The sequence below is a fragment of the Actinoallomurus bryophytorum genome (assembly GCF_006716425.1).
In the GTDB taxonomy this organism is placed as follows: domain Bacteria; phylum Actinomycetota; class Actinomycetes; order Streptosporangiales; family Streptosporangiaceae; genus Actinoallomurus; species Actinoallomurus bryophytorum.
The window spans coordinates 4,670,198-4,685,052 of the sequence record NZ_VFOZ01000001.1; the positions used below are offsets into that span (position 1 = coordinate 4,670,198).

13 protein-coding genes and 1 pseudogene are annotated in these 14,855 nt (G+C 70.6%); 5 read left to right on the plus strand and 9 right to left on the minus strand.

The features are described 5' to 3' along the window. Positions 1-3: 3 nt before the first annotated feature. Positions 4-798, minus strand: a complete 795-nt coding sequence (locus tag FB559_RS22125; RefSeq protein ID WP_141957416.1) for a polysaccharide deacetylase family protein — start codon at positions 796-798, stop codon at positions 4-6. Positions 799-996: 198 nt separating this feature from the next. On the opposite strand from FB559_RS22125, the gene FB559_RS22130 reads away from it, so the two are divergent. The 3 genes from FB559_RS22130 to FB559_RS22140 all read left to right on the plus strand — a co-directional run bounded on the left by FB559_RS22130 (position 997) and on the right by FB559_RS22140 (position 4,672). After that, positions 997-2,190, plus strand: coding sequence for a hypothetical protein (locus tag FB559_RS22130; RefSeq protein ID WP_141957417.1), 1,194 nt, complete (start codon positions 997-999; stop codon positions 2,188-2,190). Positions 2,191-2,546: 356 nt separating this feature from the next. Next, entirely contained in the window at positions 2,547-3,995 is a 1,449-nt protein-coding gene (locus FB559_RS22135; RefSeq protein WP_246121890.1) for a molybdopterin-dependent oxidoreductase, read from the plus strand. Between the two features lie 47 nt (positions 3,996-4,042). Next, a complete protein-coding gene (locus FB559_RS22140) occupies positions 4,043-4,672 on the plus strand; it encodes a fasciclin domain-containing protein (RefSeq protein ID WP_246121892.1) in 630 nt (209 codons plus the stop codon). Positions 4,673-4,734: 62 nt separating this feature from the next. Here FB559_RS22140 and FB559_RS22145 read toward each other — a convergent pair whose 3' ends face one another. The 6 genes and pseudogenes from FB559_RS22145 to FB559_RS46780 all read right to left on the minus strand — a co-directional run bounded on the left by FB559_RS22145 (position 4,735) and on the right by FB559_RS46780 (position 11,348). Beyond that, positions 4,735-6,804 carry a catalase gene (locus tag FB559_RS22145; RefSeq protein ID WP_141957419.1) on the minus strand — a complete coding sequence of 690 codons (2,070 nt, stop codon included), beginning with the start codon at positions 6,802-6,804 and terminating at the stop codon, positions 4,735-4,737. 133 nt (positions 6,805-6,937) lie between these two features. Further along, entirely contained in the window at positions 6,938-7,099 is a 162-nt protein-coding gene (locus FB559_RS44035) for a hypothetical protein (RefSeq protein WP_185792341.1), read from the minus strand. Positions 7,100-7,219: 120 nt separating this feature from the next. Beyond that, positions 7,220-7,573 (minus strand): hypothetical protein, encoded by a 354-nt coding sequence (locus FB559_RS22150; protein ID WP_141957420.1) that lies wholly within the window; start codon positions 7,571-7,573, stop codon positions 7,220-7,222. 30 nt (positions 7,574-7,603) lie between these two features. Continuing rightward, positions 7,604-8,293 (minus strand): siderophore-interacting protein, encoded by a 690-nt coding sequence (locus FB559_RS22155; protein WP_141957421.1) that lies wholly within the window; start codon positions 8,291-8,293, stop codon positions 7,604-7,606. Between the two features lie 62 nt (positions 8,294-8,355). Further along, positions 8,356-9,600 carry an RNA polymerase sigma factor gene (locus tag FB559_RS22160; protein ID WP_246121894.1) on the minus strand — a complete coding sequence of 415 codons (1,245 nt, stop codon included), beginning with the start codon at positions 9,598-9,600 and terminating at the stop codon, positions 8,356-8,358. Positions 9,601-9,777: 177 nt separating this feature from the next. After that, a pseudogene (locus FB559_RS46780) lies at positions 9,778-11,348 on the minus strand (MFS transporter). Between FB559_RS46780 and FB559_RS22170 the strand changes: the two are divergent. Beyond that, positions 11,334-12,239, plus strand: a complete 906-nt coding sequence (locus FB559_RS22170) for a LysR family transcriptional regulator (RefSeq protein WP_141957422.1) — start codon at positions 11,334-11,336, stop codon at positions 12,237-12,239. The pseudogene FB559_RS46780 and the gene FB559_RS22170 overlap by 15 nt on opposite strands. A 12-nt stretch (positions 12,240-12,251) precedes the next feature. Here the strand turns inward: FB559_RS22170 and rodA are convergent, their stop codons facing one another. Continuing rightward, complete coding sequence (gene rodA, locus FB559_RS22175; RefSeq protein ID WP_141957423.1) at positions 12,252-13,439, minus strand: rod shape-determining protein RodA; 1,188 nt, start codon at positions 13,437-13,439, stop codon at positions 12,252-12,254. A 245-nt stretch (positions 13,440-13,684) separates the two neighbouring features. Here rodA and FB559_RS22180 point away from each other — a divergent pair, with 245 nt between their 5' ends. Next, on the plus strand, positions 13,685-13,873 hold the full coding sequence (locus FB559_RS22180; protein ID WP_141957424.1) for a hypothetical protein: 189 nt from the start codon (positions 13,685-13,687) through the stop codon (positions 13,871-13,873). Positions 13,874-13,885: 12 nt separating this feature from the next. Here FB559_RS22180 and FB559_RS22185 read toward each other — a convergent pair whose 3' ends face one another. After that, complete coding sequence (locus FB559_RS22185) at positions 13,886-14,623, minus strand: hypothetical protein (RefSeq protein ID WP_141957425.1); 738 nt, start codon at positions 14,621-14,623, stop codon at positions 13,886-13,888. Positions 14,624-14,855: the final 232 nt, after the last annotated feature.

Genomic DNA, 14,855 nt, shown 5'->3' on the forward strand with positions numbered 1-14,855 from the left:
CGGTCAGAGGGCGACGAACGTGAGGCCGCGTTTCTGCAACGTCGGGATGACGTTCCGCAGGGCTTCGATCGTCTCGGAGCGGTCGCCGCCGCCGTCGTGGCACAGCAGGATGTCGCCCGGCTTGGAGGCGAGGAGGGCGCTGGAGATCCGGCTGGTACCCGGGCGTGCCCAGTCGCGGGGGTCGACGGCCCAGTCGATGCAGATCATGCCGCGTTCGGCGGCCGTGTCGAGGACCTGGGTGGACCAGGCGCCGCCGGGGGAGCGGAAGAACTTCGGCGCCACGCCGGTCAGCTGCGCGACCCGGTCGTGCGCGTCGCCGATCTCGACCTTCATCTTGGCCGCGGACAGCTGCGGCAGGTTCAGTGGATGGGTCATCGTGTGGTCGGACACCTGGTGGCCGTCGGCCACGATGCGCCTGACCAGCTGCGGGTACTCGGCGACCTGCTCCCCGATCAGCGAGAACGTCCCCTTCACACGGAACTCCGCCAACAGGTCCAGCATCTTCGGCGTCCAGGTCGGGTGCGGCCCGTCGTCGATGGTCAGGGCCACTGCCGTGGGCGGGGCGGGCGGCGACATGTCCTTCAGGCCGTGAGCCGGGCGCTGCAGCGCCTGCATTGGGCCGTGCGCGTATCCAGGGTCCGGCGGAGGGCCGTGTGCGGCCGTGCGGCGCGCCCTCAGTGTCCTGGGGGCCGGATCGGGCTGCAGTCCGCGTACGACCACGGGCCCGCCACCGGCCAGGAGCCCGACAGCACCGGCAGCGACGGTGAGCAACGCCTGGCGCCTGTCGAGTCCGCTCATACCGCCCCCTGAATACCGGTCCCTGATTCGTCCCTGCCCGGTGATGGGACGCGGATGCTGACCCGCGGGTTCATCAATCGGCAAGGGAAGGGTATTGCCCTGCCCTGTCGCGTACGCGGCGTTTGGGCCACGTGGCGCCGAGAGCCCCATTGCGAGGGCGCCGTACCAGGATCTCCGTCGCGGAGACATAATCGTGTGGTGTTCGGTAACGGACCGCGTTACCCGGTGATCGAGTCCAAGTGCGGCTGGTCGGCGGCTCCCGTGGTGAGCGATGACCTGATTCTGCTGACGGGCGGCGCCGGCGGTCAGGAGATGGGCGAGGCGCCCATCCTGCAGGCGATCGACGGCGACGGTGAGCGCTTCCGGCTGAGCCGCAAGGCCAGCGGCCGGGAGATAGAGCCGGGGGAGATCAGTACGGCCCCCGGCGGTGACATCGTCTTCCCCGTCTACGAGCACGACACGTCCTTGCAGGTCATGAGAGTCAGAAGGGACGGCAGCGTACGCGCGGTCGACGAGCTGCCCGACGATGATCCCTACGACATCGTCGCGTACGACATCGGCAGCAAGCTCCGCGTCGCGGTCCGTGCCCTGGACGACGACGGCTACCTGTGCTCGTGGCTGTACCGCCAGGGCCGGCGCCAGGGCATCACGTACCGGCTCTGGGGCGAGGAGCACTACCGCTGGAGCAGCGAAGAATGGCTGCTCCACGCGAGCGGCGACACCGTCGTCGGCGCGACCTCACCCGACTACGGCCGGCCGGGCCCGGCGCAGACGTGGGTGGGCCGGAACGCCGCCACCGGGGCGGCCCGATGGTCCGCCGACACCGGCGGGTACGTCCTGGCGGGCCGGGCCGGCGACGCGCTCATCGCGGTCGACCTGGCCTCCTTCGACCGTACCGACCGCGGCGAGCACGACTATGAGTACGCCTCCGCCGCCCGCGACACCGGGGTCCACGCGATCGACCTGGTCACCGGCGACCGGAGATGGAGCAGCCTCGTACCCGGCCGCGCGCACAGCGCGGCGGTCGGCCCGACCGGCGTCTCGGTGTGCGCCGAGTCCGCCGACGACGGCACCTGGCGGGTGCACCACCTCGGCCTCGACGGAGCGTACGAGGGGGTGACACCGCTCGGCGGGCACGCGTGCGTGGTCGCGCGTACGGCGGAGTTCACGCTCGCGCTCGTCGAGGGGCAGTGGCTCATGGCGCTCGACAACCCCGGCGCCCAGGTCCCCGGTCCCATCGAGCCCTGGACGATCCCGATACCGCTGGGCGGCCTCGCGCCGAGCTACGCCGCGCGGGTGGCCGACATGCGTCTCGACACGGTCCCGATCACGCTCGCCGGGTCGCGTTGCCACCTCCGGGGCATCGGCAGCCTCCAGGTCATCGAAGTCTGACCGTCCAGTTCAGGCGCTGTTCGGGTCGCGCGCAGAAAAAATATTGAATCCGCACCAAACCGCGGCGCGCTCGCCCCCGAATAACCGATGTGAAAGCGAAATGGATCGGTCATCCGGTAGGCGGTGTCGCCGGCGTTCTCGCCGGAGGCGTCGCGCTGGGAATCGCCGAGCTGTTCGCGGCCTTCGCCGGAGGTGCGCAGGCATCACCCGTGATCGCGGTGGGTGCGGTCGGCATCACTTTGACCCCGGAGTGGCTCAAAGAGTTTGCGATCCGGCATTTTGGTACTAATGACAAACTTGCTCTTCTGATCGGTCTGGGCGCCGGCATCGCGGTTCTCGCGATTGTGATCGGAATCGTGGCGAGAAAGCGTCTGGTGCCGGGCCTGATCGGTTTTATGGCCTTTGGTGCGCTCGGCGCGGTTTCGGCCGTGACCCGGCCCGCGAACGACTGGATCACCGCCGTCCCGTCGATCGCCGGCGGCCTGGCCGGCATGGCCGCCCTCACCCTCCTCGTCCGTGCGATGGCACGCGCCGGCCTCGCGACGGCCCCGGCGAGGCGGACGAAAGCGAGCCCGGAGACCGACCCGCGAGTGCCGGACGAGACTCCCGCGCCCGACGTGGCCAAGGTGCCCAGCGGAGCCGGCGAGGTCAAAGTGCCCAGTCGGGCTGTGGTCTCCAGCGGCGGCGGAGAGCCTTCCGACGAGATCGCGAACCGGGACGAACCCAAGGGCCCGTCCGGCACCGGCCGGCGGAGTCTTCTCCTCACCGGTGCCGGAGCGGTCGCCGTCGCCGGCGCGAGCGGCCTGGGCGGCCGGCTCCTGCTGGCGCGCGACAACGTGGGCGCCGCGCGCAAGAACGTACGGCTCCCCAGGCCCGTCTCCACGGCCAAGGCCGTCCCGAACGGTGCGCAGATCCGCGTCCCCGGCATGACGCCGTTCGTCACGCCCAACCCCGACTTCTACCGCGTCGACACGGCCCTGACCCTCCCGCAGGTCTCCCCGCACGACTGGATGCTGCGGATCCACGGCATGGTCGACCACCCGGTCGAGCTGTCCTTCGACGACCTGCTCAGGCAACCGATGCTCGAACGCGACATCACGCTGAGCTGCGTCTCGAACCAGGTCGGTGGCAGGTACGCGGGCAACGCCCGCTGGTTGGGCGCCTCGCTGCCCGCTCTGCTCAGAAGCGCCGGCGTACGGTCCGGCGCGGACCAGGTCCTCAGCCGCTCCACCGACGGGTTCACGATCAGCACGCCGATCCAGACGATCATGGACGGCCGCGACTCACTGCTGGCCGTCGGCATGAACGGTGAAGCGCTCCCGGTCGCGCACGGATTCCCGGCCCGCATGATCGTGCCCGGCCTGTACGGCTACGTCTCGGCGACCAAGTGGGTGGTCGATCTCAAGGTCACCCGGTTCTCCACGGACAGGGCGTACTGGACCAAGCGCGGCTATTCGGAGCAGGCGCCCATCAAGACGCTCTCCCGTATCGACGTGCCGCGATCGTTCGCGCAGGTCAAGGCGGGTCGGGTGCCGATCGCGGGCACCGCGTGGGCGCAGCACCGCGGGATCGACGTGGTCGAGGTCCGCGTGGACAACGGGCCGTGGCGACGGGCCGAGCTCGCGCCGGTCCCCGGTATCGACACCTGGCGCCAGTGGGTCCTCGAGTGGGACGCCGCGCCCGGCTCACATCGGCTGGAGGTCCGCGCCACCGACGGCACGGGCACCGTCCAGCCCCAGAAACGCGTGCCAATCATCCCCAACGGGGCGACTGGCTGGCATTCGGTCGTGGTCACGGTCACCTGACGACCTGGCCTGTTCGGTTCATGAAATCAATCAGAAGGAGAAGTCACGTGAAGACCCGTGTTCTGGCCGTAAGTATGGTCGCCGGCGGTCTGCTGCTCAGCGGCGCGGCCTGCGGTGGCAGCAAGAGCGACGACAGCGCCTCGTCCTCCTCGTCCACCGCGTCCGCTCCGGCCGCTGGCGCGACGTCCAGCGCCGCGATGTCCGACAAGCCCTTCGGTGCTGGCTGCTCGGCCGTGCCGAGCAGCGGCAAGGGTAGCTTCTCCGGCATGTCGGCGGACCCGGTGGCCACCGCGGCCTCCAACAACCCGGCCCTGTCCACGCTGGTCACCGCGGTCAAGAAGGCCGGCCTGGTGGACACCCTCAACTCCGCGCAGAACATCACGGTGTTCGCGCCGGACAACGACGCGTTCGCGAAGATCCCGAAGAAGACCCTGGCCAAGGTGCTCGCCGACAAGAAGACGCTCTCGAGCATCCTCACCTACCATGTCGTCGGCCAGAAGGTCGCCCCCGACGCCCTGGGCAGCGGCAGCTTCAAGACCCTCCAGGGCGGCATGGTCACCACCAGCGGCTCGGGTGAGTCCTACAAGGTCAACGACTCCAACGTGGTCTGCGGCAACGTCCAGACCGCCAACGCCACCGTGTACATCATCGACACGCTGATGATGCCCAAGAAGTAAGCAACCCCCGTACGACGAGAGCCGGCCCCGACCCGTAAGGTCGGGGCCGCTCCCAATTCCGCTCACGCGGGTACGGCCGCCACCTCGCGTTCGTAGTGGCGATGGGTCGCCACCGCGTCGGCGAACTCCTTGATGAAGACCCCGTCCGACCGTTCACCGATCACGACGCCCTCGTGGTGGCCGTGCCGGTCCTCGCACGGCACGCGGGCGGTCAGGAGGAGCTCGACGCCGTCGCCCAGCGCGCCGATGGCCTTGTAGTGCTTGAACGCCTCGGTGACGAAGTACACCGCCTTCCCGTCCTGGGACAGCGTGCGGATGGAGTCCATTCCGCCCGGTATCAGCAGCGCGTCGTACAGCACGGAGTCGACCGTCGGCAGGGCACGGGTGACCTTCACCAGTGCTCCGTCGGCGGCACGTACGGTGCCGTCCCTCGCGGCCAGGATCTCCGGGTTCGCCGCCAGGTCGCACAGGCCGGCCCACGCCATCTCCACGTCGTCGGCGTCGACGCCGTCCGCGACCAGAATCGCGATCTTCCGGGTGGCGGGGCTGTGCGTGGTGTTCGCCTGGCTCAGGGCGGGTGACCTGAGGCCCTGGTTCTCACTCACCGCCCGGTCCGGCGGCTCGACGCCGACGCCCTCGGCGACCATGACGGCGAGGTCGTGGTCGACGCGGTTCAGGTTGGCCACCACGCCCTCACGTACGTGCCGGTGCTCGACCTTGCCCAGTTCGAACCGGAACGCCGCGACGATGTGCTCCTTCTCCCAGGCGCTCATGCTGTTCCAGAACAGCGTGGCCTGGGAGTAGTGGTCGGCGAAGCTCCCGGCGCGCTTGCGGATCTTGTCGCCGGCGACGTGTTCCGGGTAGTGGACGTACGCGCCCGCCTCGGCGAGGGCGGGGCAGCCGCCGCCCAGGGAGTTCGGGTGGTACGTCGTACGGGACTTGGTGATCTCGGTCTGGTGGTAGCCGTCGACCTGGTGGTTGTGCACCGGCGCGATCGGCCGGTTCACCGGCAGCTGCGGGAAGTTGGGCCCGCCGAGCCGGATGAGCTGTGTGTCCAGATAGGAGAACAGCCGTGCCTGCAGCAGCGGATCGTCGGTGAAGTCGATGCCGGGCACGCTGTTGCCCAGGTGGAACGCCACCTGTTCGACCTCGGCGAAGAAGTTGTCCGGGTTGCGGTCCAGGATCATGCGGCCGACCGGCAGCACCGGGACCTGCTCCTCCGGGATGATCTTGGTGGCGTCGAGCAGGTCGAAGTCGAACCGGTCCTGGTCGGCCTCGGGCACGAGCTGCAGGCCCAGCTCCCACTCCGGATACTGGCCGGCCTCGATCGCCTCCCACAGGTCACGGCGGTTGAAGTCCGGGTCCTTCCCGGCCACCTTCTGCGTCTCGTCCCACACCAGCGAGTGCGTGCCGAGCCGCGGCTTCCAGTGGAACTTCACGAACGTGCCCACCCCGGCGTCATTGACGAGCCGGAACGTGTGCACCCCGAATCCCTGCATCATCCGGAAGCTGCGCGGCAGCGCGCGGTCCGACATCATCCACATCATCATGTGCGTGGTCTCGGGCTGGAGCTGCACGAAGTCCCACAGCGTGTCGTGGGCCGAGGACGCCTGCGGGATCTCGTTGTGCGGTTCCGGCTTCACCGCGTGGACGAAGTCCGGGAACTTGATCCCGTCCTGGATGAAGAAGACCGGCATGTTGTTGCCCACGAGGTCGAAGTTGCCCTGGTTCGTATAGAACCTGGTGGCGAAGCCGCGCACGTCCCGTACGGTGTCCGCCGATCCGCGGGACCCCGCGACCGTCGAGAAGCGCACGAACACCGGCGTGCTCGCCGACGCGTCCCGCAGGAACTCCGCGCTCGTGTAGTCCGCCAGCGACTGGTAGACCTGGAAGTGCCCGTACGCCCCGGCGCCCCGTGCGTGGACGACACGCTCCGGGATGCGCTCGTGGTCGAAGTGAGTGATCTTTTCGCGGAAGTGGAAGTCCTCCATCAGCGTCGGCCCACGCTCGCCCATCCGGAGAGAGTTGTCGGTGTCGTCGACAGGGATCCCCTGGTCCGTGGTGAGCACGCCCGCACAGGGATCGACCCGATGGACGTCCAGCTGCCGCTGCTTCTCATCCGGCGAAGTCATGTGTCTTCCCCCCGATCAGGTCCGCGTAGGTCCCGGGGCCGGGGCAGTGACGCGAACGCGGCGATTGGCCCCTCACTCCCAGAGTAGGCCGCGGGTCACGGCCGTATTCCGGGGGTGAGGGGCGATACGCGCGTCAGGCGTCCAGCGCCGCGTGGACCATCGCGAGCACGTTGGCGGCGATCAGCACGCCCAGTGCGGCCATCCCCAGCCGGGAGTCGTCCCGGCGGAACATCCAGGCGAGCAGCGCGACACCGCAGCCGGAGATGATCAAAATGATGGTGAACAGAACGGTCATGGAGTCATCTCCACGGAAGATCGCCGGGTGGCGTGGCCACCCGGAGTAGTGAGGGTCTCCTCCGGAGACCGGGACACCGGGACGCCGCCATCGACGGGCGGCCCTCCCGGGGCCGTCCGCCTATGCCGGCGCGGACACGGGTGGCGCGCGGCTGCCGCAGGCAGGGCGTCCGGAGGCCGGGAGTACGTCACGTCCTGGGGACAGGAGCCGGCGGCGACCGGCCAGGAGGACGACGACCAGGGCGGACAGGAGTCCCGCCCCGGTGCCGGTCTGGCGGTGTTCGCCCGGCCGGGGCTGAGCGTGGAGATCGAGGATGGCCTGGGGGCCCTGTCCGCCCGTCGCGGTGGCCACCACCGGATGACCATGATCGGCGGCGGCGCCGGCCTGGGCGGCGCCGCTCAGGCCGAACGCGACGACCAGGGCGATCAGCAGGCACGCCAACGGCGACCGACGCGTCCGGTCAGCCGCTGACATCGAACCTCCTGGTCAAAGTCCTCCCTGAAACTACTCCATACCCTTCTTGCCGGGAGTCCAGAACGGCTTGGTGACGACCGAGCGGCGTGGCCAGCCGCGGTCGCCGACGAGATGGGCACGTACGGCTTGGACGGTGCGGGCCTCGCCGGCGAGATAGGCGGTGCCCGGCTCGTCCGGGAGGTCCAGTTCGCGGACGGCCTGGACGAGCGTGGCCGACGAGGCGGCGGACGCGCCTTCGCGGAAACGCCAGGTGAGGTCGATCGGGAGCCGGTCCGCCGGGGTGTCCACCTCGATCACGCCGTACGCGGAGGCGTCCGCGCCGAGCGCGCGCAGCATCGGCCCGAAGGCCACCGCGGCGGTCTCGTCGCCGGCGAACAGGTGGTACGCGGACGGGCGGGTCACCAGGGCGCCCTCCGGCTTGGTGAAGACGACCTCCTGGTCCGGCCGTACGGACCGGGCCCAGCGGGCGCCGGGCCCGTCGCCGTGGTCGAGCACGTACAGCTCCAGCGCGGAGCCGTCGTAGTCCCACACGGAGTAGGTACGGCGCGTGACCAGGCCCTCGGCGACGAGACGGATGTGCTGGCCCGGGGTCCAGCCCAGGCCGGGCGCGGCGATCGCGATCCGGCGCATCCGCGGCGTGACCAGGTCCGTCGCGGTGACCGTGCCGTGGACGAACAGCCGGTCGAGCAGGGCCTTGCCCGCGCTCCGTACGCTCACCATCCTGACCTCCAAGTCGAGATATGTCGTGACTATAGATGAGTCGGCCTCGGGACGGAACCAGATCACTGCCCCAGTTGGCCACGGCGGCGTTTCAGGTAGGCGGTCTCGGCGGTGTTGCCCGCCAGCTCGATGGCCTTGTCGTAGGCCGCGCGCGACTCATGACCGCGGCCCAGCCGGCGCAGCAGGTCGGCGCGGGTCGCGTGGTAGGCGTGATAGCCGGCCAGCTCGTCCTCGAGCCGGTCGACGGCCGCCAACGCCACCTGCGGGCCGTCGAGCTCGGCGACGGCGACGGCACGGTTGAGGGCGATGATCGGCGAAGGGTCGAGGCGGATGAGCTGGTCGTAGAGGGCGAGGACCTGCGACCAGTCGGTGTCGCGTATGTCGCGGGCGGAGGTGTGCACGGCGTTGATCGCCGCGAGGATCTGGTAGCGACACGGAGCCACCCCGGCGGCGGCAGCGGCGAGGCGCTCGCGCACCAGCCGATGACCCTCGGCGATCAGCGCCGCGTCCCAGGCCCCGCGGTCCTGCTCGTCGAGGGCGACCAGCTCGCCGCCGGCCGAGACCCGTGCGGTGCGGCGGGCCTCCGTGAGGAGCATCAGCGCCAGCAGCCCGGCCACCTCACCGTCGTCCGGCATCAGGGCACGGATCAGGCGGGTGAGCCGGATCGCCTCGGCGGTCAGGTCGTGGCGTACGGGATCGGTGCCGGGGCCGGTCGCCAGGTAGCCCTCGTTGAAGACGAGGTACAGGACGGCGAGTACGCCGGAGACGCGGCCCGGCAGATCCTCCGCGGCCGGCACCCGATAGGGGATGCGGGCCGCCTTGATCTTGGCCTTCGCGCGGGTGATCCGCTGCCCCATGGCGGTCTCGGCCACCAGGAAGGCGCGGGCGATCTCGGGCACGGTCAGACCGCCGACCATGCGCAGAGTCAGCGCCAGGCGGGACTCCATCGCCAGCGCCGGATGACAGCACGTGAAGATCAGCCGGAGCCGGTCGTCGGCGATGGCGCCGGCACGCTCGGGCGGGTCGTCGTCGTACACCAGCAGAGCCTCCTTGTGCTTGTCGTCGCGTTTGTTCTCGCGCCGGATCCGGTCGATGGCCTTGCGGCCCGCGGTGGTGGTCAGCCAGGCACCGGGGTTGGGGGGTACGCCGTCGGCGGGCCACCGCTGGACTGCGGTCGCGAACGCCTCGGCCGCCGCCTCCTCGGCGATGTCGAGGTCACCGAAGCGCCTGGTCAGGGTCGCGACCACGCGCGCCCACTCCTCGTGGTGGGCCCGGGTGATCGCCTCTCGGGCGTCGATCGCGCTCACAGGAACGGCCGCACCTCGACAAAGATCACGGAAACCGGGTACCGCATCTCGGATCATCTCCTGTGACTCGGGGCGCTCCTCATGGGCACCGTTCATACGGACAACGAACACCTCTGCCCGGATCCGACACCCCATCGTCGCGTTCTCCGCATTCCGCTGCCGAGATGCCGGATCTCGTCAACGGACGGTCTCGGGACGGAACCAGATCCCGACGAGGAACGCGGCGAGCAGCACGACGAGCGCCACCACCCGGTAGCCGGCCGCGACGGCGTCGGCGAACGCGGCCACGGCAGAGGCGCTGTGGCCGGACCGTGCGAGCGCCTCGCCCGGCGAGTGCGCCCCGGCGCCTCCGGGCAGCCGGGCGGTGAACCGTACGGTGAGGATCGTGCCGAGCACGGCCACCCCGAGCGCGCTGCCGATCTCCCGCGCCGCGCCGTTCAGGCCGGACCCCAGCCCCGCCCGGCCGTGCGGTAGCGCGCCGATGACGCCCGTGGACAGCGTCGGCACGCACAGGCCCATGCCCAGCGACATGACCAGGAGGAACAGCGCGTACAGGAGGTACGGCGTCCGCGGCCCGGCGAACGACATCAGTGCGAGGCCGCCCGCGATGATCACCATGCCCGACGTGACGATCCGGCGCCCGCCGAACCGGCCGGCCAGGCCGACGCTCCGGGGCGAGATGAACATCATGCCCAGCGCCAGCGGGCCGATGGCGACGCCCGTGAGCACCGGCGAGTAGCCCTTCACGTACTGCAGGAACTGGGCGTTGACGAAGAACAGCGCGAACAGCCCGAAGAACCCGATCCCGACGCCGATGACCCCCGCCCGCAGCCGGGCGGCGCGGAAGATCCGGGGATCGATCAGCGGGTGCTCCACGCACAGCGCACGTACCGTGAAGGCCGCGAACACACCGGCGGCGACCGCGAAGGCGCCGAGCACGGTGCCGCCCGACCAGCCCTGCTCGGGCCCCTCGATGATCCCGTAGAGCAGCGCGGCGAAGGCGAGGATGAGCAGCGCCGAGCCGGTCAGGTCCAGGTCGGCGTGGTACCGGTCCGAGCGCGGCGCGAGCCGTGCCGTGAGCACCAGCAGGACGGCCATGATCGGCACCATCGCCCAGAACAGCCCCGCCAGGGCAGGTACTGAAGGATCAGGCCGCCGCCGATGTTGCCGAAGATGCCCGCGAGACCCGTCGCGGCGGTCCAGGTGGCAATCGCGTACGGCCGCCGCGCGGGCGGGAACGCACCGATGGACAGTGAGAGCGTCGCGGGCATGACCAGGGCCGCGCCGACGCCGGTGACCACCCGCCCGGCGAGCAGCACGCCGACGCCGGGCGCCAGCGCGCACACCAGGCAGCCGACGGCGAACAGGCCGAGGCCGCCGAGCAGCGCGCCCTTGCGGCCGTGCCGGTCGCCGAAGGCCCCTGCCGGGATGAGCAGGCAGGCGAACACGAGGACGTACGCGTCGATGATCCACAACAGCTCGGCCGAGGAGGGCCGCAGCGTGCTCGCGGACAACTTCGGGATGGCCAGGTTGATCGCGGCGACCAGGGCGATGGTCATCGTCGCGCAGGCCGACATCAACCCCAGGATCGCGGTGCGCCGCGGGTGTCCCGCCTCCGGCGGGCTCAGCTCGGCTTGCAGTGTCACGGGAACCTCCGAGGGCGAGACGCTGAACGCGTCACAACGTAAGCTGCCAGGTGATCTGCTTTCAAATGCATCTTTCGCAGGTGAGAAATGCACGGCACGCATTCCAAGCTCGATCTGAACCTTCTCGTGTCCCTCGACGTCCTGCTCCAGGAGCAGAGCGTCGGCGCCGCCGCCGCGCGCCTCCACCTGTCCGAGCCCGCCATGAGCCGTACGCTCGCGCGCATCCGCAAGGCGCTCGGCGACCCGGTGCTGGTGCGCTCGGGCCGGGCGATGGTGCCCACACCGCGGGCGCTGGCCATCCACGCGGAGGTGCACGAGCTCGTCGAACGCGCCAGCACCGTGTTCACCGAGCGGGCCCTCGACCTCGCGACGCTGGACCGGACGTTCACGTTCCAGGCGGACGACTCGGTCACCGCGGTCGCGGCGGCGGCCCTGCTCGCCCGGATGCGCGGGGAGGCGCCGGGCGTCTCCATCCGCTCGCTGCCCGAGGGCGCCGCCGACTCGGGCGCGCTGCGCGAGGGCCGGATCGACCTGGAGATCGGAGTGATCGCCGACCGATCGCCCGACGTCGTGGTCGAACCCCTCCTGCACGACCCGGGCGTCGGGGTCGTACGCGCCGGGCATCCGCTGCTCACCGGGGAGATCACGCTTGCGCGGTTCGCCGCCGCCGAGCACCTGACGACCTCACGGCGTGGCCGGCTCGAGGGGCCGATCGATGCGGCTCTGGCCGCGCACGGGCTGCGGCGCCGGGTGGTCGCCTCGGCGCCGTCGTTCTCCTCGGCCCTGCTCATCCTGCTGACGACCGACCTGGTCGGGCGGGCCGGCCGGAGGCTGCACGCGCCGCTCATCGATCGGCTGGGGCTCGTCGCCTTCGACTTCCCGATAGACGTGCCGTCCGTGCCGCTCGCGATGGCCTGGCACCGCCGCTACGACACCGACGCCGCCCATGTCTGGCTCCGGCGGTGCGTCCGAGATGTCTTCGCCGGCCTGTGAGTCCCTGAGTCCTCAGACGAACGTGCGCTGGCGTACGTGGACGGCCTCGAGCAGGCCCAGGGCGACCATGTTGGCGAGGGTCGCCGACCCGCCGTACGACAGGTAGGGCAGGGGCACACCGGTGATCGGCATCAGGCCGAGGCACATGCCGATGTTCTCGAACGCCTGGAAGCCCAGCCAGCAGACCACGCCCGCGGCGAGCAGGACGCCGAAGCTGTTCTCGCAGTTGATCGCGATCCGCAGCCCCCGCCACAGCACCACCCCGAGCAGCGCGACGATCAGCGCCGAGCCGACGAAGCCGAGTTCCTCCCCGGCCACGGTGAAGATGAAGTCGGTGTGCTGTTCGGGCACGAAGTGGCCGGCGGTCTGCGGCCCGTGGAACAGGCCGCGGCCGAACGCGCCGCCCGAACCCACCGCGATCCGTGCCTGCGCGGCGTTGTAGCCGACGCCCTTCGGGTCGGCGGCCGGGTAGGCGAAGGCGATGAACCGGTCGACCTGGTACGGCTTGAGCACCCGCAGCTGCCAGCCCGCGACCGCAGCCGCCACCCCCGCGCCGACCAGCGAGAACAGCCAGCGCTTCGACACCCCCGACACCGCCACCATGGCCAGGATCAGCACCGCGAGCACCATAGTGGTGCCCAGGTCGGGCTGCATGACGACCAGGACCACGATGAGCCCGGCCAGCGTCAGCGCGGCTAGCAGGTCGCCGGTGCTCGGCTCGGTGTGGCCCTCACGCGGCTCACCGAGCAGCACCGCGAGCACCATCACCAGCCCGACCTTGCCGAACTCCGCCGGTTGCAGCTGGAAGCCGCCGCCCACCTCGATCCAGGAATGATGCCCCTTGATCGTCGAGCCGAGCGGCGTGAGCACCGCCACCAGCCCGACGCAGGACGCCGCGTACACCATGGGCGCGTACGCGCGGACCAGCCGGTAGTCCAGCATCGACACCGCGAGCGCGAGAGTCAGGCCGACCGCGACGGTCAGCAGATGCTTCTTCAGGTAGCTCTCCGGGTCGCGCCCGGCCTGGAGCAGTCCGGGCCGGGTCGCCGACCAGACGAGCAGCGTGCCCAGCCAGGTCAACCCGAGGACGGCGCTGAACAGCACCCAGTCGAGGCGGCGGAACATGGACCCGCGAGCCATCGCGCGCCGCACCGGAGAGCGCCTCAGCGTGGGCAGGCCCCCGCCGTAGCCAGCGGACATGGCAGTGCCCTACCCTGCGCGCCGAAGCCGCAGCTCCCTTTTTGCGTAATCGTTTGACAAGGCCCTGAACTGCGGTTTCACTGAAATTACCGCCTCATTCCGAGGCGTTCCGCATGTCGCGAGGAGGTGAGACGGGTTGAGTCCCGACAGCAGCCGTCCCCGCCGGTCGCCAGACCGGCATCGACTCGTCGCACCCGGCATGCGCACCTCTGACGCGTGACGGGTACGGCGCCAGGGAGGTCGTCATGACGATCATCATTGGCATTCCGCCGCTGACCGCGCCCGGTGACCTGGCCGAGGCGATACGCCTACTCCTCACCGTCGCCGAACCGATCGCGATGGCCGTCGCCGCCGCCTGCGGAGCGGGCCTGCTGCTCCAGCTCGGCCTGGGCCTCGGCATCAAACTCACCCAGCGCGCACTCCGCCAGGTCTAGGGCTCGGTAGTCCTAGATCGTCACGGTCTCCGGGGCGCGCTTGCGAGTGACGTAAAGGCGCGCCGCGGCGGCCATGAGGATGGCGATGGGGAGCCAGACGGCCGCCACCATCCAGAGGTTCTCGCCGTTCTTGCCCAGCAGGACCGGCGAGATGAGCCCGCCGGCGAACAGTGCGAAGGCGAGTCCCAGTGCGGCGACCATGCCCGGCGTCGGGTCCGGGACGGCGCGGCGGCGGAGCAGCCGCCAGGCGCACGCGGCCGTCATGAGGAGGCCGCAGGGGACGGTGAGCAGCGCACCGATCAAGCCACGCGCGCGCATGTCGGCGGGGGCGTCTTGGGTCTTCTGGGAGTCGCCCTCCGCCGCGATCTCGGTGACGAAGCCGCGCCAGATGGTGCCGGTGACCCGGTCGCCCTCGTCGAGGGCGTCCAGGACGGGGCCACGGGAGTCGTAGAACGTCTCCCGTCTGACCCCGTCCGCGCCCGTCAGGAACGCACGGTCCGACTCGCTCCTGCTGCGGGTCAGCCGGACGCCGGACACGGTGAACTCCTGTGTCCAGCGGCATTCGGCGGGCGCGGCCGGAGCGGCCGGACAACGCGGCGCCGCCTCGTAGGCGTGCAGGTCACGTGCTCCGCCCGGCGCGATCCACGTGACGAGGATGACGCCGATCAGCACCAGGGTGGCGCCGAACAGCAGGGTGAGCACGGTCCCGACCGCGCTGCGCAGAATCCGGGTGGGGGGAGGTACGGCCACGTCCAGATCGTCCCACTTAGTGGATCTTGGTGAGCGACCGGCCGACCACCAAGATCCCTCAACCGCCCTCGCGCGGCGCGCCCCCCACCCGCAGACGACCAGGACACGCCCAGGGTCCGTCTCGAAGTCATGCTGTCGCCGTGTGGCCGCCGTGTGGCCGCCGTGTGGCCGCCGTCTGGGCGGCGCCTGGGCGGCGTTATCCACAGAACCCCGCTCTACTTCCGCCCGCCGC